A 23950-nucleotide genomic window follows, 5' to 3' on the forward strand; every position below is an offset into this window, starting at 1 on the left:
AATTACAGTTATTTTTTATAAATCGGGACAAACTTGTACGAATAATATAAAAATAACGCATAAATTAATCTACAACGATCTCATCGATGAATAAAAAGGCTTTCTTCGTATTCTTGGCTTCGAACTTAATGAACTTCGCCATCACCGGTTTTTCGAACATGATCTCGAAAGATTGAATATCGAGTACGGTCGGATTTTTATCTACATGTGGCACGAAGGAACCCGCTTCGCGGTAGCTTTTACCATTGTCGGAAATCCAAACTTTGATCGAACCTGGGAAGAATACTCCTGGGCCTGGCATTTGCATAAAGCGTGCAGCAACACGGTTGATTTCTTCGCGGCGATCCAAATCGATCACCAATTCAATATCGGATGTAAATCCTTGCCATTTGCCATCTTGATACGAGACACCGCCTTTGCGACCATCGACTAAGGTATTCTGACCTTGTGCAGCATATCTTTCATTCCACTTCGTGTTGTATTGTACTGTTTTGCCAATCGCTTTATGAATGTCTAATTCTACCGTTTTGATAGGACCCATACGAGCAGAATCTAAAAACGACGCGGTCTTCAGCGTGGCACTTACAGCCAAATCAATTGGCGCGATATATAGCGGCGATTGATTGTCTGGATCTGTACCATCAGTGGTATATCGAATCGTCGGTTCAAACTGCTCAGAAGCTAAGGTAATTCGATTTGACTTCTTTGCAGCATCGTACACTACATCATACAGTACATCAAAACTTGGACGATAGTAATTGATCTGTAAATCTTGCAACAGCGCATAATGCTTTTGCAAACGACGTTTGAAATCAGGGAAATCGCGCTGATCCTGAGCCGTCCAGTTGATCTCTGCTAAGGCCAATGCGCGAGGAAAAGCCATGTATTCTACTTGCTGTGGGTTGGGCATATATTCCGTCCACAAATTCGCCTGCGCACCTAAGATGTGTTTGGCTTTGTCCGCCGCGATCTTATCAGACACCGGATTGTAGCTGTACACACGTTCCAGTGGCAGATAGCCGCCAAATGCTTTGGGTTGTGTGCGTGGATCGAACTGATAGAAGTCGAAGTACAGATGGCTCTGCGGCGTCATAATCACATCATGTCCTTTATTAGCCGCTTCGATGCCACCTTCTTCGCCGCGCCAACTCATCACGGTAGCACCTTCCGTTAGTCCGCCTTCTAAGATTTCGTCCCAGCCAATCATTTTACGTCCTTTGGATTGCAGGTATTCATCCATTTGCTGCACGGCATAGCTTTGCAACTCCTCTTCGGTCTTTACTTGTAGTTTTTCTTTCAAGGCCTGACATTTCGGGCAGGTTTTCCAATGCGATTTATCAGCTTCGTCTCCCCCGATATGAATATATTCCGAAGGGAAAATATCCAACACCTCATCCAGCACATTCTTTAGAAAAGTGAAAGTCTGTTCATTGCCCACACAAAACTCATTTTGCGTGTACGGCAGTCCGGTACAAGAAAGCTCTGGATACACCGCCAACACTTCTTCGGAGTGGCCAGGCATTTCGATTTCAGGAATAATATTGATGCCCTTTCTGGCTGCGTAAGCGACCAATTCACGGGCTTGATCTTGCGTATAAAATCCGCCATGCGCATTGGGCGTACCTTGCGCTACATAGCGTTTGCCATACTGCTCCCAATCGGCAAAATGTGCCTGCGGCCGCCAAGCTGCTTTTTTGGTTAATTCAGGATACTGATTAATCTCCAAACGCCATCCAGCGCCGTCGGTCAAATGCCAGTGAAGCTGATTGAACTTATATAAAGCCATCACATCGATGTACTTTTTCAAAAACTCAAAAGGCATAAAATGGCGCGAAACATCCAAATGCAATCCGCGGTAGGCAAAACGTGGCTTGTCTTGAATTTCAACAAAAGGAAGCACATCCGAATCTTGTAGCATGCGTAGTTGATGCAAACTCTGCACACCGGCCATAGCCCCTGCTACATCAGGAGATTTGATGATGATACCAGCTGGGTTGATCAGCAGTGTATATTCGCTCGGACGGAGATTATCCGATGCTTTGGATTCTAGAATCCATATGGCTGTAGGTTGCTGTTTTCTCACCCGCTTAAACAGCTCATAAGAAGTGATTTGTATACTCGGAATATCACCAACTAACCGACTCAACTCCATAAAACGCTCGCTATAGAATACCGGAAATGCTTGATTCAAAGAAAGTTTACCTTCGTTGATCACGACTTTATCGGGCCGCGGAATCAGATCGGCATGCAGCTCTTGTGCCCTACTGTTGCACCAAGCTATTAGGAGAAAACAACCAAGTAGTATGAGTCGCGAAAATTTCATAGGAAAGCAGTAATAGTTTGTACCCAAAGATCCTAAATAAAGTCTGAACCGACAATCTGCGGATTGTAAAACTTTTAGGAGATACGCCGACGCTAGGAACTCAAAGGCCTTGGAGCGTCTTTCAAATGACCGATCAAAAAAGTGATAAACTTATGAAACTCGCTCGACAAATGCCTTGCAGAAAAAATGAAATAATGTGTAACTTTGTTCTATGATTGAATTACCCGTTATTCCAGCACAACAAACACAGCGAAAACCTGATTGGCTACGTGTAAAACTGCCTGTAGGCAAGGAATATCGCCATGTGCGCGGGCTGGTTGATGAACATAAATTGCACACGATTTGTGAGAGTGGCAACTGCCCGAATATGGGCGAATGCTGGGGTGCCGGCACCGCTACCTTTATGATCTTGGGAAATATCTGTACTCGCTCGTGTTCTTTCTGTGCCGTAGCGACAGGCCGGCCGTTGGCGGTAGATCTAGACGAACCAAATCGTGTGGCACAATCGGTGAAACTGATGGAAGTAAAACATTGCGTGATCACTTCCGTGGATCGTGATGACTTGAAAGATGGTGGATCTACGATCTGGGCAGAAACGGTCAATGCTATTCGTCGCGAAAGCCCAGAAACTACTTTGGAAACTTTGATCCCTGATTTTAAAGGACAATGGGACAATCTGGATCGCGTATTAGCCGTTCGTCCGGAGGTGGTATCGCACAATCTAGAAACGGTACGCCGTCTTACACGCGAAGTGCGTATCCAAGCAAAATATGATCGCTCACTAGAATGTCTACGTCGTATTGCAGAAGCAGGATTACGTACCAAATCTGGCATTATGCTAGGATTTGGCGAGACAGAAGAAGATGTGGTAGAAGCGATGCGCGATTTATATGAAGTTGGGGTAGATATTTTGACCATCGGTCAATACTTGCAACCGAGTAAAGCACACCATCCGGTGGTAGAATGGATCACACCAGATCAATTCAAACGCTATCAGGAAATCGGATTGGAGATGGGATTCAAGTATGTTGAATCTGGCCCATTGGTAAGATCTTCGTACCACGCAGAGAAGCATCTCTTTGATATGCAATAAGCAACTAATTGATAATTAAGCTGTTTTTATTTACATTAGTAAAACATGAGGCAGCCAAAGTATAGAAGATATTTTACAGGAGCAATGCTAATCGCATTGCTTTTTATTTTATTGGTCAGCTCGTTGCTATATGCATGGTACATTCATACCCAAGATGATGGCCTTCCTTTTTTCATCACTCGTATTTTGCTACCGCTTGCTGTGGGTGCAGCTATCAGCAGTGTATTTGTTTCTTACTTGTATGGAAAGACAAATTTCTACTTTCTCCTGCTCCCCGTAGAACGCCATGCAGCACATCGTTTTGCGCTGGCGTTTATCCTGACGTGTTCTGCGATCGTATTATTTCAACCGCTATCTACCAGTATTCGGTACAATGTGGGCAAAGTATTGCACTTGCAAAGCGTGGAAGAAATGCCGCCACACGAGCAACCTACTTTTCTTTCGCTGGGCGAATGGCATGTAGATCGGATGCGCGTAATACCTATCCACAGCTACGAAAATGGAAAGGGCTGGAATCGGAATAAAGTACATCTGAAATCCCTTTTTTTATTACCCATCTTCTCCCAGAAGAATGCGTATCAAAGTGCTGCCAAAGCTTGGCTAGCCTTTAAATACGAAAACACCATCTCCAAAGAGGAGTTCGCGCGAAACAAAGGCCGCACTTACTTCGAGCAATCGCTACGGCATTTCAAAAAAATCGGCGTGGGTGCGTTTTTGTATTTTGAGCTGTACGATCAAGGACTAGAAAAACAGGTGCTGACGCAATTGGCTCGCAATCATTCCTATTTCAAGAGTTCGTATAGCGCCGTGTATCAAGGCAATGCTGTAGATCGCGATTGGATTTCCTTACGTTACTTTGTGTATACACTTTTGGGATTCATGCTCATCGTCGTACCGATCTACTGGCTTACGGCTGGGTATCTGATCGCAATCGAAGATGAGCATTCTTCTCGAGATATCGAATAAAGACTGCATGCTTTTACTTCTTCTGATAAACCGTTTCGCCATTGATCACGGTACGCAACACGGCCACGCTTCGCAATTCACCGTCAGGAATGGTCATGATATCTTTCGACAAGATCACAAAGTCGGCGTCTTTTCCACGTTGAATGTTGCCTCTTCTGGATTCTTGGAAGCAGGCTTGTGCGGCCCAGATCGTCATCCCCATTAATGCCTCGCGACGCGTTAGCGCATTTTTTATTTCAAAACCTCCCTCTGGAAGTCCATTGGCATCCACACGGGTCACGGCAGCATGAAAGCTACTGAGCGGATTAAAGTTTTCCCCAGGGAAACCACTTCCAATGGCGACCATGCCGTAGTTATCCACCAAGCGCTTTAGTGCATAGGCATTGTGCAAGCGCTCTTCGCCAATGCGATTTCGCACCCAATGCATATCTGATGTAGCGTGCGCTGGCTGTAGGGAAGGAAAAACGCGGAAACGATCAAACTTCTCAAAATCCGACTCATTGATCACTTGAGCATGCTCGATACGCCAACGTCTTTCATTATTTTGACCGAGATATTTCCCGTAAAGATCCAATATTATCCGCGCAGCGGAATCCCCAACAGCGCGGGTACTTAGCTGAAAGTTGGTCGCAGCAATTTCTTTAATAGTTCGCTCTAACTCTTCTGGCGTTTGCAGTAAAAACCCTCGTGTGGTGCTATCATCTGAATAAGCAGCTAATAAGCTGGCGCTTCGTGTGCGCAACAAACCATCTGCCGTGAGTTTCACCGCGCGAATGCTCAGCCGGCCATCATCATAATATCCACTGCGAATCATACGCCGTACGGTTCGCAGATTATCCTCGATCATCGCATAATTACGAATTTTCAGCTTTTCACTGGTATAAAGATTTCTCAAAAATTCCAAATCTCTCTCATTCAGACCGGCATCGACAATACTGGTGAGCCCTACAGAAAACAACAATTGCTCTGCCTTAGTCAGTGCGCGTAATTCTTGATCGTCACCAACCTCTGGAATATGCTCCTGTACTAAAGCCATAGCATTATCCATCAAGACGCCACTTAACTTGCCTACAGAATCTGTCAATATCAAACCACCTTCTACATAAAATGCAGTATCTATACCGGCGATTTCTAATGCTTTGGAATTCACCGAAGCTGCTTGATAATCTACCCTAGAAAGGTACACGGGAATATCTGGAAAATATTTATCTAAGGAATCTCGTACGGTGAATGGCTCATCGCCCCAGCGCTCCTGATCCCAGCCTGCACCTACAAGCCACGGACGATCGGGATAGGTCTTGATATGTGCTTGTAGGCGTTGCAAAACATCATCAAACGATTGTGCTCCGTACAGGTTAGTCATATCCAACGAGGAAGCAAAATCCAGAAAATGGGTGTGCGAATCGTAAAAACCAGGATAGATGGCTGCGCCCTGCGCGTCGATGGTTTCTTTTGCTTCATAACGCTGCAGCAAGCGTTCGGAACTACCGATCTCGATAAATACACCACCTCGTACTGCAAAAGCTTCTGCAATCGTAAAAGCCGAATCTACCGTATACACGCGCGCATTGTACACAATCAAATCGACCTCATGATTGGTAGTGCAAGAGGCAGATAGAAAGAGTAAACCAAAAGCGGCGAGTATCGATTTCATGTGGTAGGGCTTTGTGCTAATTTACGAAAGAATTGACGGAGATTATAGCTAAATATGCGCAGGCTATAGAAATAGAAAAGCTTTTCGCGTAAGCGAAAAGCTTTTCTATTTCATTCAAAAAAACAAAATAAAATTCGGACTAGCAGTACTCCTCGAATGCGGCTACGAGGTTGTCTGCAATCATTTGAGCAGGACGACCTTCAATCATGTGACGCTCGATCATGTGGACCAACTGACCATCTTTAAACAAGGCCATTGCTGGAGATGACGGCGGATAAGGCAGCATATATTCGCGTGCTCTATCCACAGCATCTTTTTCCATACCTGCAAATACCGTAACTAATTTATCTGGGTGCTTTTCGTTTTTGACCGCTGCTTTTGCCGCTGGGCGTGCGTTAGCCGCCGCACATCCACATACTGAATTAACAACAACAAACACGGTTCCTTCCGAAGGAATAATGCTTTCTACTGCTGCTGCGGATTTTAGCTCTTCGAACCCAGCGTCAACCAATTCCTGACGCATAGGGGTTACTAAATATTCTGGATACATATCTTCTCGTTTTTGATTATTACAAATATAACAGGAAACCAGTAGCAGGACAAGACCATGGAATCAGAAGAATGTAAGATTTGTACCGCGCCTTCATTTAAACAAATTTATGCCTGTTTAAAATTGACATTATCCTTACGTAATCTGACCAATCAGGCATATGATTTGCATACTATTTAAGATAAATTAGGAATATTATGAGTACACTATCGAAAAAACATACGCAACCTGAAATAGGCTTGCAGGAAAGAGATATGGCGAATGTGTCTGAATTTTTAAATAAATTGTTAGCAGACTACACGGTCTTATATACCAAAATCAGACATGCACACTGGAACGTAGAAGGACCAGATTTTCACTCACAACACTTATTTTTTGAAGGGCTATACAATCAATTAGCTGTAAATATTGATGACGTGGCAGAGCGCGTACGTATGCTAGGACATTATGCTGTAGGATCACTAGCAAAATACCTACAACTAACACACCTATCAGAAATACAACATGGAGGCACAGATAGCCAAGGATTGATCAAGGAGTTGACTTCTGACTTTGAAACTGTGATTATGGTGATTCGTTCGGGCATCGAACTGGCAGAGTCTGCCGGTGATACAGGTACCGAGGATTTCTTAACTGGACTGATGGAAGAACATGAAAAGACGGCTTGGATGTTACGTTCTCACCTCGGATAACAGGAAACTGTTTATTATAGTTTATTTATAAGGAAGCCGCTTACTTTGTTGATTAACAACTTAGTAAGCGGCTTCTTTATTGTATTATATCTCGTAATGCCTACAAGTGGATTACTTCTCCGTACGCATCAGCAGCCGCTTCCATGATCGCTTCGCTCATGGTAGGGTGTGGATGTACCGACTTGATGATTTCGTGCCCTGTCGTTTCTAGCTTGCGCGCTACGACGATTTCAGCAATCATCTCTGTGACGTTGGCACCAATTAAGTGTGCTCCTAAGAACTCTCCGTATTTGGCATCAAAGATTACTTTGACAAAACCATCTTTTGCGCCAGCGGCAGATGCCTTACCGGATGCAGAGAATGGGAATTTACCCACTTTCACTTCGTAACCAGCATCTTTCGCTGCTTTCTCTGTATATCCTACAGAAGCAATCTCTGGCGAACAGTACGTACAACCTGGAATGTTGTTGTAGTCAATAGCATCTACATGCAAGCCTTTGATTTTCTCCACACATGTGATGGCTTCTGCCGAAGCTACGTGCGCCAAAGCTTGACCTTTTACAATATCACCGATGGCGTAAACGCCCTCAACGTTAGTTTTATAAAAATCATCTACCAATACACGGCCTTTATCTACTTTTACACCGACTTCTTCTAGTCCGATATTTTCGATATTTGGTGTTATACCCACTGCTGAAAGCACGATTTCGGCTTCGATAACTTCTTCGCCTTTTGCGGTTTTGATTTTCACTTTAGATAAATCGCCTTTTGTATCCACACCAGTCACTTCTGATTTGGTCAAAATATTGATACCTGCTTTTTTCAGTGATTTCTCTAATTGTTTCGATATCTCCTCGTCTTCTACCGGTACGATACGATCCATGAACTCCACGATAGTTACTTTAGTACCAATTGTGTTGTAGAAGTAAGCAAACTCGACACCAATAGCGCCTGAACCAACTACTACAATAGATTTTGGTTGTGTAGGCAGATTCATCGCTTGGCGGTAGCCAATGATTTTTTTACCGTCTTGAGGCAAGTTAGGCAATTCGCGAGAGCGAGCTCCTGTTGCTAAAATAGTATGTTTAGCGGTGTATTCTTTGGTTGCACCATCGGCACCTTTTACTTCGACTTTACCACCTTTTTTGATTTTGGCCGTACCCATGATGACATCGATTTTATTCTTTTTCATCAAGAACTGGATACCTTTGCTCATTCCGTCGGCTACACCACGGCTTCTCTTCACGATAGCACCGAAATCTGCTTCTCCGCCATTCACTTTAATACCATATTCTTCGGCATGGTTCAGGTATTCGAACACTTGTGCACTTTTCAACAAAGCTTTTGTAGGAATACAGCCCCAGTTCAAACAGATTCCACCCAAAGCTTCACGTTCTACAATCGCTGTTTTAAAACCGAGTTGGGATGCTCTGATTGCAGCAACATACCCACCTGGACCACTACCAATAACAATAATATCGTAACTCATAAATATAACGTTGTCGTTTTGATTCTATTAGACAAATATACCAAAAATACACCTTTCTACATTTTATTCCGCAAATTCCCTATCAAAATACTTACGAATAAGGCGATGAACTTCGAGATTTTGTCAGGTCTAAGTCAGTTCCCGAAAAAGAATTCTACAGATCGCCATTTATGCCTTTCTTTGCGAACCATTCAAACGCGATTAATATAGCTATGCTCAAAATTTTCAGACAAGTTGCGCTGTGGGAGGCTATCTCCACAATTATTTTATTTTTTGTAGCGATGCCCATCAAGTACGTGCTATCTCGCTTCATGGAGGTGCCCGAAGATATTCGTTTGAGTACGGTACGCATTGCCGGATCTATTCATGGTTTTCTAGTGGTTATCTTCGTGGTTCTACTGATCGCTTGTTGGCAATCCTATAATTGGAAGTTCAAACGGGTGATTATGTACTTTGCGGCATCCTTGATTCCGATCGTTTCATTCTGGGTAGAGCGTGATGTGCTGAAGATTATTAACAAAGAAAAGATCTAGCTGAAATCGGCTTTATTTTCGGCAATACCTCATAATTTCGTATCCTTGCAATGCAAAAGCGCAATCGCGCAGGGTATAGATAATTATAATGGAACATACACGTATTAAACAACTGCTGATCGCAGAAGACTTTGGTCAAGAGGTAATCGTTAAAGGATGGGTGCGGACTTTTCGCAACAATCAATTTATTGCCATTAATGATGGCTCTACACTCAATAATATCCAAGCTGTAGTAGATTTCGAGCACACCGATGAGCACTTGCTACGTCGTGTTACTACTGGCGCGGCCGTTCGTGTAAAAGGCGAGTTGGTACAGTCGCTAGGCAAAGGGCAGCGTGTGGAAATCAAGGTAAATGAATTGTCTATTTTGGGTGATTCTGACCCAGAAAAATATCCATTACAACCCAAAAAACATTCCTTAGAATTTCTGAGAGAGATTGCACATTTACGTTTCCGTACGGGTACGTTCAATGCCATATTCAAAGTACGCAATGCGCTGGCTTTTGCTGTGCATCAATTCTTCAATGAACGTGACTTTGTGTATATGCACACACCTATCGTCACTGGTTCTGATGCGGAAGGTGCTGGCGAAATGTTTCGCGTAACGACGATTGATTTTGATAACGTACCCCGTAATGAAGATGGTACGGTAAACTATAAAGAAGATTTTTTCGGGAAATCGACCAACTTAACGGTATCTGGACAGCTAGAAGGCGAGCTGGCTGCGATGGCTTTAGGAAATATATACACCTTTGGCCCAACTTTCCGTGCAGAAAATTCGAATACGACGCGCCACTTGGCGGAGTTTTGGATGATCGAACCAGAAATGGCTTTCTACGAGTTAGAAGACAATATGGATCTGGCAGAGGAATTGCTGAAATATGTGATTAACTATGCGCTGAAAAACTGTTCGGACGAGATCGCTTTCTTGAGCAACCGATTGGTGGAAGAAGAGAAATCTAAGCCACAGAGCGAACGCTCAGAAATGAATCTCGTCGACAAATTGCAATTTGTACTGACCAATGATTTTGAACGGGTAACGTACACGGATGCGATTGAAATCTTGAAACGTAGCAAACCGAACCAAAAGAAACAGTTTAAATACTTGATCGAAGAGTGGGGTGCTGATTTGCAATCAGAGCACGAGCGCTATTTGGTAGAGAAACATTTCAAAAAACCGGTGATCTTAACGGATTATCCAAGAGAGATCAAATCGTTCTACATGAAGCAGAATGAACCAGATGCACAAGGCCGCCACACGGTGCGTGCTATGGATATTCTATTCCCAGGTATCGGAGAGATGGTAGGTGGATCTCAACGGGAAGAAAGTTTAGAGAAATTGTTGGCGCGCATGGCCGAAGTAGGTATTCCAGAGCATGAGATCGACTGGTTCTTGGATACAAGACGTTTTGGCTCAGCGCCGCACTCAGGATTTGGAGTTGGTTTCGAGCGATTGGTACTATTCACCACGGGTATGAGCAACATCCGTGACGTGATTCCTTTCCCACGCACGCCGAAAAACGCAGAGTTTTAGGGTCAATCAACCCTTAATATTTAAAGAAACACCTCTTAAGACGATCGTCTTAAGAGGTGTTTCTTTAAATATAAGAAGCTAACCAAGAACATGTTAAACCTGCAACTGTCCTTCACCAGCTTTAGCAATAGCACGGATCTTCGTATTGCCACCGCCTTCTAAACTCAGGTTTACCGGTGCATTACTTTTCCAATTCCCTTTCGTAAAATCTGGAAAATTCAACTGTCGACTATTTTGTGCTGATGATTGTATACTTAGTGGTATGATGGCACTCCACGATGCGGCATCGTAAACATCCTGATCCAATGGTAAACCATTGCGCAGACAGTCGATCAAGCGCCAATCCATGATAAAGTCCATACCGCCATGTCCGCCAACTGCCTTGGCTTGTTCACCAATGAGCTTGACCATAGCAGGGGTATATTTAGCCTCTAGCTCTGCCATCTCTACTTGCGGCAGCCACGCGTGACCATCTTTGTAATTCTTGAAGGACAAACCTTTGGTAGGATACTTTTGGGCAAAGCCCATGGTACCACTGAGCATATGTATACGTGAGTAAGGGCGCGGTGAACTGACATCATGCTGTATCATCAAGGTTTTGCCTTTCTGTGTCTTCATCAACGTTGTATTCATATTTCCTCTGTAAGATTTTCCAACAAAAGGCGCGAAATCCTCATCATGAGTGGCCAATTCAGCTGCTTTTGCCGCCATATGAAAGTCGGCGCTTTGCATATTTACCAGTGTAGCGATCTGATCGCCACGATTGATATTCATGCACTGTGCAATAGGACCGATGCCATGTGTGGGATAAAGATTTCCATGCAAGCGGATATTTTCCTTCAGCCGCCAGATGTCATCGTAATAGGTCTTGCTAAAATTGAGATCCAAAAGGTCGTGAATGTACGCACCTTCCGCATGTATCAGTTCGCCAAACAATCCTTGCTGTACCATGTTAAGCGTAATTAACTCAAAGAAATCATAACAACAATTTTCGAGCATCATACAATGCTTTTGCGTTTGTTCAGAAACTTGTACCACCTTCCACAATTCTTTTACGGTCAGTCCAATGGGTACTTCGCAGCCCACATGCGCACCGGCTTGCATGGCGGCAATAGACATTGGCGCATGGAATTCCCAGGGAGTACAGATATAGACGAGATCGAGTTCATTCTCTGCTAACATACGTTTCCAGCCATCATCACCTGCGTATGTTTTTGGAGCAGGCAGACCTGCATCGACCACTTTTTGCTTTTCTCGTTGCGCGCGATCCTCATGCCGATCACATAGCGCCACCACAGTCGCTCCTTGTATATAGGTAATTCTGGAGACAGCTCCCGAGCCACGATTTCCCAACCCAACGATTGCCACTCGTACTTGGTCGATTTTGGGTGCGCGAAATCCACACATATTGTTAGCTGAAAAAGCAGCGCTGGAATGGACTATATTGGGCAATGAAACGGCTAAACCGGAAAGCAGGCTGGCCTGTTTTAAAAAGGAACGTCTTGTAGAATCCATAGTAAATGAGGTTTTATAGGTCATGCGCAGCGCCGTCTCTTGTGAAGCAGCAGCAGCAGACGCTTGAAATTACTGCTGTACCAAGTATAAATCAATTTGCGGACAAATAAAACCTAGCAGACAACGCAATCGATTGCTTAAAACATAAAAATCCCTACTAAATTGGAGAAATTGGAAATGGCGCCAATTTTCAAGACGACATCTGCATCAGGCGTTATTGAGGAAAGTGCTTAAAATGCGAAACGGGCACCTAGGGAACCATTATATTGCGATAGATTAGCACCGTTAAAACGAGTCTGCAAAGTCCCGCTATTACGCGTATACAGTTCATCTAATCCACTATTGGTAACAGCGCTAGTATATTGTCCAGAGAGCTCAATAGCGAATATGGAGTTTACCTGATAGCCAAAGCGCAATACTCCATTGTGCTTTAAACCCAAGGCAGAATGACGAAAACTAACCGGTTGCTGAAAATTATCGATCAAATTCCAATTCGCTTTAGCCTTGAAGTCATACAAACCGAAGCCGTAGCTACCCAATACATAGAATGAATCATAGGCGTAAGCCAACTCTAGAGCCATCTGCCCTCCATACCAATCAGTTTGATAAATGGTGCGCAAATCCCTATTTTCCCTATCTTCAGGTAGCGGTAATAGAAATAGGCGATTGCCTAATTGCTCGTAACCTAACAGTATTCTAGGTGAAATAGGCCCGAGATCAGGCAGTACATATCTTGCTGAAACTCGGTAATTATAGAAGTATCCCTCGTCGCTGCTAAAACGCTCATCGTAAAACGGAGCGGTACGATTATCTCCATTATAATCTGTATCACGCGCTTTACCACTACGAGTATGCTGATAGTCTCCTTCTAGAACGATATCCAGTTTAGGCAGTATACGGATTGTTCCCTGCAAGCCATAATTCATCCCTTGGATTTGATCCCATATTAGCTCTGAATATACATTTGGTCCGGTGCCATCTAGATTGCCGGCTATGGACCAATCTAGATTTTGTACTCCATAACCTATGCGCGGAGCAATAGTGAATCTAGGTCCCTGTGCATATAGCTCGCTCCCAATACATTGGAATGCCAGTAATCCTAATAAAAGACCTCTTACGTAAGATAATGTATACATATCACTAATTCGTTGTCGAATGTAATATACGCCTTTTATTAGAGATGGTTTTAAGAAAAAATATTTACACAAAAAAAGCCCTTGCAATTTTGTTGCAAGGGCTTTAGTATAAAATTAGGCACCGACCTACTCTCCCACCTGTTACGGCAATACCATCGGCTCTGGCGGGCTTAACTACTCTGTTCGGAATGGGAAGAGGTGGACACCGCCGATATAGGCACCTGAATATCTTTATTTCGTATCGAGTATATAGTAGTGCGTATCGAGATCAATCTCTATTGGCAGTACGTATATCCCAGTACAAAAGAATATCGTGACATATATTTGAAAGAAAGAAGGACAGTAAGAAAATATAATCTGCATACCATTCACTATTGCTAGCGTAAGAAACACAGGAAACAACAGAACACGTTTTCTATCATTGCGAAAGCTTCGGGCTATTAGTATCACTTGGCTATGGTATCTCTACCTTTACACCTATGACCTATCAACGTAGTCATCTTCTACGACCCTATAAGGAAGTCTCATCTCGTGGCTAGTTTCGCACTTAGATGCTTTCAGCGCTTATCTATTCCCGACGTAGCTACCCAGCCGTACACCTGGCGGCATAACTGGTTCACCAGCGGTCAGTCCATCCCGGTCCTCTCGTACTAAGGACAGATCCACTCAAACTTCCAACGCCCACAACAGATAGGGACCGAACTGTCTCGCGACGTTCTGAACCCAGCTCGCGTGCCACTTTAATGGGCGAACAGCCCAACCCTTGGGACCTTCTCCAGCCCCAGGATGTGACGAGCCGACATCGAGGTGCCAAACCTCCCCGTCGATATGAGCTCTTGGGGGAGATCAGCCTGTTATCCCCAGAGTACCTTTTATCCTTTGAGCGATGGCCCTTCCATACAGAACCACCGGATCACTATGTCCGTCTTTCGACCCTGATCGACTTGTTGGTCTCACAGTCAAGCGGGCTTATGCCATTGCACTCCACGTACGGTTACCAAGCGTACTGAGCCCACCTTTGAAAGCCTCCGTTACCTTTTTGGAGGCGACCACCCCAGTCAAACTACCCACCAAACAATGTCCTCGGCTAAACCGAGTTAGAAACCGAATACAGAAAGGGCGGTATTTCAAGGTTGATTCCACGACTCCTAGCGAAGCCGCTTCAACATCTCCCGCCTATCCTACACATCCTGTATCCAATTCCAATGTTAAGCTATAGTGAAGGTTCATGGGGTCTTTCCGTCCCGTTGCGGGTAATCGGCGTCTTCACCGATACCACAATTTCACCGAGCTCATGGCTGAGACAGCGCCCAGATCGTTACACCATTCGTGCAGGTCGGAACTTACCCGACAAGGAATTTCGCTACCTTAGGACCGTTATAGTTACGGCCGCCGTTTACTGGGGCTTCGATTCAATGCTTCTCTTACGATGACATCCCCTCTTAACCTTCCAGCACCGGGCAGGTGTCAGGCCTTATACTTCATCTTTCGATTTTGCAAAGCCATATGTTTTTGCTAAACAGTCGCCTGGGCCTTTTCACTGCGGCTTCTCCATCGCTGGAGGAAGCGCCCCTTCTCCCGAAGTTACAGGGCCATTTTGCCGAGTTCCTTAGCCATGATTCACTCGAGCACCTTAGGATTCTCTCCTCGAACACCTGTGTCGGTTTGCGGTACGGGTTTTATATACCTGAAGCTTAGCGGGTTTTCTTGGAAGTCTGATTACCTGCACTATCAGCGCCGCCGAAGCTTTGCTGTACTATCGTGTTTCAGCACAGTCTGCGGATTTGCCTACAGTCTGTATACCTACGCACTTCAACGAACTATTCCGTCAGTTCGCGGCAGTGTCACTACTCCGTCACCACATCGCAGTATATAAAAGTACGGGAATATTAACCCGTTGTCCATCGGCTACCTCCTTTCGGATGCGCCTTAGGCCCCGACTAACCCTGATCCGATTAGCGTTGATCAGGAAACCTGGTTCTTTCGGTGGGCGGGTTTCTCACCCGCCTTATCGTTACTTATGCCTACATTTGCTTTTCTATAATCTCCACAATAAGTCACCTCACTGCTTCTCCGACGATAGAATGCTCCCCTACCAGACATACATCTTTCAGTATGAATCCATAGCTTCGGTAATACACTTGATGCCCGTTTATTATCCACGCCCGGTCGCTCGACTAGTGAGCTGTTACGCACTCTTTAAATGAATGGCTGCTTCCAAGCCAACATCCTAGCTGTCTGGGCAACCGGACCTCGTTAGTTCAACTTAGCGTATATTTAGGGACCTTAGCTGATGGTCTGGGTTCTTTCCCTCTCGGCCTTGGACCTTAGCACCCAAAGCCTCACTGCCGGCCATATCTTGTAGCATTCGGAGTTCGTCTGGATTTGGTAGGATTTGACTCCCCCGCACCCAATCGGTAGCTCTACCTCTACAAGACTCTATGCCGACGCTGTTCCTAAAAACATTTCGGGGAGTACGAGCTATTTCCCAGTTTGATTGGCCTTTCACCCCTACCCTCAGGTCATCCGGAAACTTTTCAACGTTTATCGGTTCGGTCCTCCATTACATGTTACTGCAACTTCAACCTGCCCAAGGGTAGATCACAAGGTTTCGCGTCTACCTCATCCGACTATGCGCCCTATTCAGACTCGCTTTCGCTTCGGCTGCGTCGCTTAACGACTTAACCTTGCCGGACAAGAGTAACTCGTAGGCTCATTATGCAAAAGGCACGCCGTCACGGAATAAATCCGCTCCGACCGCTTGTAAGCACACGGTTTCAGGTTCTTTTCACTCCCCTGTTCGGGGTTCTTTTCACCTTTCCCTCACGGTACTAGTTCACTATCGGTCTCTCAGGAGTATTTAGCCTTACCGGATGGTGCCGGCAGATTCAAGCAGGATTTCTCCGGTCCCGCCCTACTCAGGATACCACTATGCTGTCATTCTTTACCTGTACGGGGCTATCACCCATATCGCGCAGTTTCCCACCTGCTTCCAGTTCATAGCGACAATACAATGTCGTGGTCCTACAACCCCATAATTGCCGTAACAACTATGGTTTGGGCTCTTTCGTGTTCGCTCGCCACTACTTACGAAATCATTATTATTTTCTCCTCCTACGCTTACTTAGATGTTTCAGTTCGGCGCGTTCGCGTATTATACAACTAGTCTTCTACTAGCTAGGTTGCCCCATTCGGAAATCCACGGATTAATTCACATATGCTAATCCCCGTGGCTTATCGCAGCTTATCACGTCCTTCATCGCCTCTGAGAGCCTAGGCATCCCCCGTGTGCCCTTTGTTACTTTCTTCAAATCCTCTTTCCGCTTTTGCTCGGAAGGGACGATTTTTCTATACAACTCCGAAAAGTTGCACAGATATGCTCTGTTGTTTCTTTTCTTGTGTCTTCTTTCTCTCAATATGTCAAAGAACGTTTTTCCTGTAGATATATATACTATATCGCCGTTTCTAATGTGCCTATATACTATATATTACCACTTGGAATAGTGGAGAATAACGGAGTCGAACCGTTGACCCCCTGCGTGCAAGGCAGGTGCTCTAGCCAGCTGAGCTAATTCCCCATCGTGTAAGATTGTGTTTGGTAGTCCCGAGCAGATTTGAACTGCTGACCCCTACATTATCAGTGTAGTGCTCTAACCAACTGAGCTACGGGACTAGCTTTATATATCTCTTCTCGGGTGATACTACCTAACCGTATATCTTTAGATATAGGGTGGGTGCTGTATTTCCTTCTTGTGTGTTCTATCTTTAATGTATTTAAAGTAATGTCATGTGCGTGGTAAGCAATACGTTTCCGCATCTCTAGAAAGGAGGTATTCCAGCCGCACCTTCCGGTACGGCTACCTTGTTACGACTTAGCCCCAATTATCGGTTTTGCCCTAACACGCTCCTTGCGGTTACATGCTTTAGGCACCCCCAACTTTCATGGCTTGACGGGCGGTGTGTACAAGGCCCGGGAACGTATTCACCGCGTCATTGCTGATACGCGATTACTAGCGAATCCAACTTCACGGGGTCGAGTTGCAGACCCCGATCCGAACTGTGACCGACTTTTCGAGATTCGCATCCTGTTGCCAGGTAGCTGCCCGCTGTATCGGCCATTGTAGCACGTGTGTAGCCCCGGACGTAAGGGCCATGATGACTTGACGTCGTCCCCACCTTCCTCTCCGTTTGCACGGGCAGTCTGTTTAGAGTCCCCACCTTAACGTGCTGGCAACTAAACATAGGGGTTGCGCTCGTTGCGGGACTTAACCCAACACCTCACGGCACGAGCTGACGACAGCCATGCAGCACCTAGTTTCCTGTCCCGAAGGACTGATCTATCTCTAAATCATTCAGTAACTTTCAAGCCCGGGTAAGGTTCCTCGCGTATCATCGAATTAAACCACATGCTCCTCCGCTTGTGCGGGCCCCCGTCAATTCCTTTGAGTTTCACTCTTGCGAGCGTACTCCCCAGGTGGATAACTTAACGCTTTCGCTAAGACGCTAACTGTATATCGCTAACATCGAGTTATCATCGTTTAGGGCGTGGACTACCAGGGTATCTAATCCTGTTTGATCCCCACGCTTTCGTGCATCAGTGTCAATCAATGCTTAGACAGCTGCCTTCGCAATCGGTGTTCTGAGACATATCTATGCATTTCACCGCTACTTGTCTCATTCCGCCATCTTCAACATAATTCAAGCTATTCAGTATCAAAGGCACTGCATCGGTTGAGCCGATGTCTTTCACCCCTGACTTAAATAGCCACCTACGCACCCTTTAAACCCAATAAATCCGGATAACGCTTGGATCCTCCGTATTACCGCGGCTGCTGGCACGGAGTTAGCCGATCCTTATTCTTACGGTACATTCAGCTTCCTATACATAGAAAGGGTTATTCCCGTACAAAAGCAGTTTACAACCCATAGGGCAGTCATCCTGCACGCGGCATGGCTGGTTCAGGCTTGCGCCCATTGACCAATATTCCTTACTGCTGCCTCCCGTAGGAGTCTGGTCCGTGTCTCAGTACCAGTGTGGGGGATTCTCCTCTCAGAGCCCCTAGACATCGTAGCCTTGGTAAGCCGTTACCTTACCAACTAGCTAATGTCACGCGAGCCCATCCATATCCTATAAATATTTAAATACATTAACATGTGTTAACGTATTGTTATGCGGTGTTAATCCGAATTTCTTCGGGCTATCCCCCTGATATGGGTAGGTTGCTCACGCGTTACGCACCCGTGCGCCACTCTCAAATCGGGTAGCAAGCTACCCTCAGATCCCGTTCGACTTGCATGTATTAGGCCTGCCGCTAGCGTTCATCCTGAGCCAGGATCAAACTCTCCATTGTAAAATGAATTGTTCGACACCTAACTATTTATATAAAATAATTAGAAATTGTCTTTTTTTAATATCTAATCCGGAATCGTATTTTTTATTCTAGCTTTCTCATTTTCTTATTCCGTGACTTTCGCCGCCTCATTAGAATCTAATTAAGCTAAACTACTCACCACGCATCATGATCATTTCTTTAAAGAACTTGCTCGCCGCCGCATCGCGCTTTGGCCTTTATGTTTTACTCTTTCGAGCTTAACGTTTCATTTTGTTACCCTTCCTATGTGGTTGGGATTGCAAAGGTAGGAATCTTTTCTGAACTTCCAAATTTATTTTGAAAATAATTTGAAGATCTCCCCGCTCCGAAAATCAGAATTATCATAGCCTAAACCATCATAAACCCTCTTTTCTATCTTTTCAACATCGTTCCTCCCTTGCGGAGTGGTGCAAAGGTAGAATAAAATTTCGCACCCCAAAAACATTTCTAACTCTTTTCTGTTTAACAATACCTAACTACCTTATTTGTAGAGAGATTTTTTTAAAAGAGCATCGCTATTTATTAGCTCCTTTACTACATCACTATATAAACCGCCTCTATGTAAAAGCATAAATCGTGAAGTTGGAAAACTGAAAACACAAGTTCAGCGAGGATTATACATACTTTGAGGAAGCGCAAGAAACAGCAGTGCGCAAATGAAGATCACACAACTATATCTATTATATATAATAAAACAACAGATGTAACAGGCAAGCTATATGGAATATACAATGAGCTAAAATTACTATTCAGTAGCTATGTCTGATTTTATGAGAATCCAAAACATAGCAGGATGCCTATTGAAACTCGCTTTCAATAGATATCTTCCGTCAATTATATAAAAATATACTAGATGTATTTTTATATGCAAAGATTAAATTCTCTTTATAGATCGCGCACTACACGCAAACCCCATGTCGTGCCTCTCATTTCAGAAGAAAGGTACGCATTACGATAGGATGACCGAGTGGTAGATGGTTGATAATACCATGCACCACCGCGAGATAAACCAAACAGAGTTAAGCCATCTTTACGCGCAGAACCATCTGTAGGCGCACCAATATAGTTGCCTCTTGGATCATCAATCCAAACATCTTCAACCCACTCTCTTACATTACCTATAACATCATGTAAACCAAAAGCATTCGGAGGAAAAGAGCCTATTGGGGCTTTGTATGCAAAACCGTCAGAACCTGGATAAGGCATAAAGGAGTTACCGTTTGCTCGAAAATCGTTAGTAGTTATACTTAACTGATCATAAACATTTGCAAAATTTGTTCCTGGTGCGATAGCATCACCCCAGAAATATGCAGTTTCGGTTCCTGCTCGCGCAAAGAATTCCCATTCTGCTTCAGTTGGTAGACGGTAATTTTTACCCGTTTTTCTAGACAACCATTGCGTGTAGGCTTTCGCATTTTCTTTGGTAATACACGAAACTGGAGAATTGGCTGGAGTAGGAAAGCCTATATCTTTATAACTGATATTCGTGCGGAAAGTTTGACCGGTTGGATCGGCATTGGGCAGGTATGTCCGACAACCGCCAATGACCTCACAACCCGTATCATCTACAAAAGCCTGAAACGCTGCCAAGGTAACTTCATGTTTTCCTACAGCAAAAGGTCGCGGAATTGTAACTTGATGCCGAGGCAATTCCCAGTGACGACGATCCATACCAATATTAAAAAGATTAAGCTGGTCTTGTGTCGCGCCCATCATGAATGTCCCATTAGGAACAACAGTCATTTCTGGACAAAAACCATCTGTACAGTCACGAAAATTTGTTCCTGCAGCAGTAGCGCGCGTTATCGTTGTATTCGTAAGATTAGCACGATTAACTTCCCATTGTACAGGAACTGCTGCATTAAGATTTTCAATAATGAAATCTATACGAGCCCTCCACTCTCCTAGTGCGCCACCCATGTGATCGTTGGAGATAAATAAAGGCGTCACAAAAATCTCACGGCGGCAAGCTTGCTTGATATAAGTAGCTTCTGTTTCCAGATTTTTAAAGCGTTGCTCAAAATCCTCGCGACGCGGAATCATATTCGAATTTCGCCTAACAGCTACATTGAATTCCCTTCTCACCTCTGCCAATTCTTGTAGCACAGTTTCATAGGTGGCGCCACAATCACTATTGACCAATTCAAGCGCTCCCGAAAGCTTCTTAAGAGCATCACGAAGTGGTATTAATTCCGTTGGCGGAGGTACTACAGTCGGTTCTTCCTCTTTTACACATCCTTGTGTAAATAGCAGACAAATTACTGCAGCCAGTATCAATTTAAAAATTGAGTTCATAATTAAAACATTTGTTAGTAACAAAATAATTAGTTTATATGTGATCTATATTTGGGACAACAATCTAACTGAAGGAGGTTTATTTTATAAAAATCAAATATAATTCTATAAATGTAATTTTATATCAAAAAAAATTATTTAAATAAATTATAACATTATTTCGCTACTATCTATTTGACTTAAAGAAATGCACGAAGTTAAAATAGAAATAAATTAAACTACAGAGCGCATAATGCCTTGAAAGGTTTACTATCTAATCAGCGCGCAATAATGATCTCCAAGAGTGAGTAAACAATTTTCCGAATCACCTACCTAAACATCTGCAAGTCTTGAATGACAGAATTTGATATGAGCTCACACACTAAATGTGTACTAGCTGTAAATTGACAACCCAACTAATCCTACAGTAGAAGAATTTCAATGGCATCTTCATAGGAATAATGAAGAACAGTATTATATTCGTGTAATACTCAATTAGCTTACAATGACTATTCAGCACAAAAAAGGATGGATCTCCAAATTGCCTAAACAAGGCACTAATATATTTTCTAAAATGACAGCTTTGGCACAAGAACACCAAGCTATCAATCTTGCACAAGGCTTCCCAGACTTCCCTGTGGATCCAAAATTACTAGATTTGGTAAGTTCAGTGATGCATCAACAAGCCAACCAATATGCTCCGATGCCGGGTGTTCCATCACTTCGCCAGCGTATTGCCGAAAAATATCAAAGCTTCTATCAAGTAAATGTAGATTCCGAAAGCGAGATCACCATTACCAATGGCGCAACGCAAGCTATATTTACAACGATCGCTACCATGATACATCCCGGTGATGAAGTCGTTATATTCGAACCGGCTTATGATTGCTACCGTCCAACGGTCGAACTATTCGGAGGCAAAGTGACCGCAGTACAGTTGTCTGCACCCGATTTCAGCATAGATTGGCAACAGGTGGCAGATCTAGTCAGCGATCGAACCCGAATGATAATCATTAATAATCCCGGAAACCCGAGCTGCATCGTATGGACAGCAGAAGATTTGCTACAGTTGCAGACTATTGTAGTCCGCAACGATCTGTTCGTGCTCAGCGACGAAGTGTACGAACATCTTATATATGATGAAAAGAAACATCAATCGGCCTTATTATTAAATGATCTGCGTGCACACAGTTTCGTAGTAGCTTCTTTTGGAAAGTTACTACACTGCACGGGCTGGAAATTAGGTTATGTGATTGCCCCCGCCGCACTCACAGCGGAGTTTCGAAAAATACACCAGCAAAATGTTTTCAGCGTGAATACACCTATGCAACATGCCATAGCAAAGTATCTGGACAATCCGGGTTATTATCACGAGCTATCACAGTTTATGCAGAAAAAGCGAGATTTAGTAACTGCCGGATTGGCTCCATCTCGCTTTGAGATCAATCCATCGTCGGGCACATATTTTTTATTGCTCAACTATAAAACGATCAGCGATCAATCAGAAATGGCCTTTGCCATAGAATTAATCGAGAAGCATGGTGTTGCACTCATCCCCTTAGCACCTTTTTACCAAGATGCTACGGAACAACAGACGCTTCGTCTATGCTTTGCAAAAAAAGAGGAAACACTGGAGCGTGCTATCCAGCAGTTGAATACGATATAATAGCGACTTCCTACTTACTTTTAGCCGTAGAAGAATCCCGAATTTTCAGATCGCAAGGCACTACAATGTGTTTCACTTCTGATTGTGGATTACGGATCTGTCGCAATAGTACCTTCACCAGTTCTTCGGCAATGGTTTCAATCCGTTGGGACACCACCGAAATTGCTGGTTCGTGCAACTTAAACAAGGTATGATCGTCGAAAGCAACCATAGCCGGCAGCTTTCCATACTTTTTATTCACTTTCAGCCCAGTAATAGCTAGATAATTGGTAGCAAATAAGACGGCATCTAATTTATTATCTTCAATAAATTCAAAAATTTGCGCCATAGCAACATCTTCCTGTTCATCAATCTGAATTTTTTTGATGTAAGCCTGTCGCTGGTACTGATCCAATGCTTTCATATAGCCATCCATCCGGTCACGCATTTGTGTCTGATCCGAATACAAGGACACGAAACCAATACGACGATTGTCCTCGTTCTCCAAGAGATGCTTGGTAGCACGAAAGGCACCATTGAAATTGTCTGTCACCACATAATTTGTCTCTACTTGCGGTATATACCGGTCAAATAGTACGACCGGAACATTATTTTTTAGCAGCAGCGCTACTACATCTTCCAATCCTTCGGTTGGCGTAATGATGAAGCCATCTACCTGCCGGTCGTAAAACAACTGGATCAACTCCTTCGCCTTCACCGTATCATTCCCCATACTACAATACAATAAATGGTAGCCACTGGCGTACGAAAACTCCTCAATGTGTTTGGCAATATTGGCAAAAAACAGATTAGATATGTCTTCAACTAGCAATCCTAAGATTTTGGTTTGCCCTGTACGAAGACTTTGCGCTAGTTGGTTAGGCTTGTATCCTACTTTTTTTACATATTCTAATACCCGATTGGTCAATGCATCACTAATTCGTTTTTCTTTGGCTTTACCGTTCAAAATGAAGGAAATGGTGGTGACTGATACGCCAAGTGATTTAGCAATATCACTGATCAGGATTCTCTTGCTCATAATTGTTAGGGTTGTTTTTTGTCCAATTTATGGATTTTTTAGCAAAAATTTTAGCACACCCTTATATAATATGCGAATCATATTTTGCTAAAAGGTTTTAATAGTGGTCAACATAAATTTTGTAGATTTACATAT

General features: G+C 43.9%; 14 protein-coding genes, 2 tRNA genes and 3 rRNA genes. 6 read left to right on the top strand and 13 right to left on the bottom strand.

What is annotated here, in order from left to right; genetic code table 11:
* Window positions 1-64 precede the first annotated feature (64 nt).
* A complete protein-coding gene (locus AC3IRT_RS15835) occupies window positions 65-2323 on the bottom strand; it encodes a glycoside hydrolase family 20 protein (RefSeq protein ID WP_489394180.1) in 2259 nt (752 codons plus the stop codon).
* A 211-nt stretch (window positions 2324-2534) separates the two neighbouring features.
* On the opposite strand from AC3IRT_RS15835, the gene lipA reads away from it, so the two are divergent.
* Together lipA and AC3IRT_RS15845 are read left to right on the top strand one after the other, a co-directional pair.
* A complete protein-coding gene (lipA, locus tag AC3IRT_RS15840; RefSeq protein WP_489394181.1) occupies window positions 2535-3416 on the top strand; it encodes a lipoyl synthase in 882 nt (293 codons plus the stop codon).
* Between the two features lie 45 nt (window positions 3417-3461).
* Entirely contained in the window at window positions 3462-4382 is a 921-nt protein-coding gene (locus AC3IRT_RS15845; protein WP_489394182.1) for a hypothetical protein, read from the top strand.
* Between the two features lie 13 nt (window positions 4383-4395).
* Here the strand turns inward: AC3IRT_RS15845 and AC3IRT_RS15850 are convergent, their stop codons facing one another.
* Both AC3IRT_RS15850 and AC3IRT_RS15855 read right to left on the bottom strand, forming a co-directional pair.
* Window positions 4396-6036 (bottom strand): amidohydrolase, encoded by a 1641-nt coding sequence (locus AC3IRT_RS15850; protein WP_489394183.1) that lies wholly within the window; start codon window positions 6034-6036, stop codon window positions 4396-4398.
* A 139-nt stretch (window positions 6037-6175) separates the two neighbouring features.
* Complete coding sequence (locus AC3IRT_RS15855) at window positions 6176-6586, bottom strand: BrxA/BrxB family bacilliredoxin (protein WP_489394184.1); 411 nt, start codon at window positions 6584-6586, stop codon at window positions 6176-6178.
* A 197-nt stretch (window positions 6587-6783) separates the two neighbouring features.
* Here AC3IRT_RS15855 and AC3IRT_RS15860 point away from each other — a divergent pair, with 197 nt between their 5' ends.
* Window positions 6784-7278 (top strand): Dps family protein, encoded by a 495-nt coding sequence (locus tag AC3IRT_RS15860; protein ID WP_489394185.1) that lies wholly within the window; start codon window positions 6784-6786, stop codon window positions 7276-7278.
* Between the two features lie 100 nt (window positions 7279-7378).
* On the opposite strand, the gene lpdA is transcribed toward AC3IRT_RS15860, so the two are convergent.
* Window positions 7379-8767, bottom strand: a complete 1389-nt coding sequence (gene lpdA, locus AC3IRT_RS15865; RefSeq protein WP_489394186.1) for a dihydrolipoyl dehydrogenase — start codon at window positions 8765-8767, stop codon at window positions 7379-7381.
* A 212-nt stretch (window positions 8768-8979) separates the two neighbouring features.
* On the opposite strand from lpdA, the gene AC3IRT_RS15870 reads away from it, so the two are divergent.
* Window positions 8980-9300 carry a DUF3817 domain-containing protein gene (locus tag AC3IRT_RS15870; RefSeq protein WP_489394187.1) on the top strand — a complete coding sequence of 107 codons (321 nt, stop codon included), beginning with the start codon at window positions 8980-8982 and terminating at the stop codon, window positions 9298-9300.
* 88 nt (window positions 9301-9388) lie between these two features.
* Window positions 9389-10834 (top strand): asparagine--tRNA ligase, encoded by a 1446-nt coding sequence (asnS, locus tag AC3IRT_RS15875; protein ID WP_489394188.1) that lies wholly within the window; start codon window positions 9389-9391, stop codon window positions 10832-10834.
* Window positions 10835-10927: 93 nt separating this feature from the next.
* On the opposite strand, the gene AC3IRT_RS15880 is transcribed toward asnS, so the two are convergent.
* The 8 genes from AC3IRT_RS15880 to AC3IRT_RS15915 form a co-directional block, all read right to left on the bottom strand.
* The gene (locus AC3IRT_RS15880) at window positions 10928-12349 is read right to left on the bottom strand and encodes a Gfo/Idh/MocA family protein (RefSeq protein WP_489394189.1); all 1422 of its coding nucleotides are present in this window, start codon (window positions 12347-12349) and stop codon (window positions 10928-10930) included.
* A gap of 230 nt (window positions 12350-12579) precedes the next feature.
* Window positions 12580-13485: a hypothetical protein gene (locus AC3IRT_RS15885; protein WP_489394190.1), complete on the bottom strand. Its 906-nt coding sequence runs from the start codon at window positions 13483-13485 to the stop codon at window positions 12580-12582.
* Window positions 13486-13598: 113 nt separating this feature from the next.
* Window positions 13599-13710: ribosomal RNA gene (rrf, locus tag AC3IRT_RS15890) — 5S ribosomal RNA — on the bottom strand.
* A gap of 196 nt (window positions 13711-13906) precedes the next feature.
* A 23S ribosomal RNA gene (locus AC3IRT_RS15895) occupies window positions 13907-16793 on the bottom strand.
* Window positions 16794-16989: 196 nt separating this feature from the next.
* Window positions 16990-17063: transfer RNA gene (locus AC3IRT_RS15900), tRNA-Ala, on the bottom strand.
* A gap of 18 nt (window positions 17064-17081) precedes the next feature.
* A tRNA-Ile gene (locus AC3IRT_RS15905) sits at window positions 17082-17158 on the bottom strand.
* A gap of 150 nt (window positions 17159-17308) precedes the next feature.
* Window positions 17309-18836: ribosomal RNA gene (locus AC3IRT_RS15910) — 16S ribosomal RNA — on the bottom strand.
* The 16S, 23S and 5S rRNA genes sit together here with 2 tRNA genes alongside, the layout of an rRNA operon.
* A gap of 906 nt (window positions 18837-19742) precedes the next feature.
* A complete protein-coding gene (locus tag AC3IRT_RS15915; protein WP_489394191.1) occupies window positions 19743-21152 on the bottom strand; it encodes a formylglycine-generating enzyme family protein in 1410 nt (469 codons plus the stop codon).
* 484 nt (window positions 21153-21636) lie between these two features.
* On the opposite strand from AC3IRT_RS15915, the gene AC3IRT_RS15920 reads away from it, so the two are divergent.
* A complete protein-coding gene (locus tag AC3IRT_RS15920) occupies window positions 21637-22797 on the top strand; it encodes a methionine aminotransferase (RefSeq protein WP_489394192.1) in 1161 nt (386 codons plus the stop codon).
* Between the two features lie 10 nt (window positions 22798-22807).
* On the opposite strand, the gene AC3IRT_RS15925 is transcribed toward AC3IRT_RS15920, so the two are convergent.
* Entirely contained in the window at window positions 22808-23815 is a 1008-nt protein-coding gene (locus tag AC3IRT_RS15925; RefSeq protein ID WP_489394193.1) for a LacI family DNA-binding transcriptional regulator, read from the bottom strand.
* Between the last annotated feature and the right edge of the window lie 135 nt (window positions 23816-23950).

The organism is Sphingobacterium sp. KH_072 (assembly GCF_057837975.1).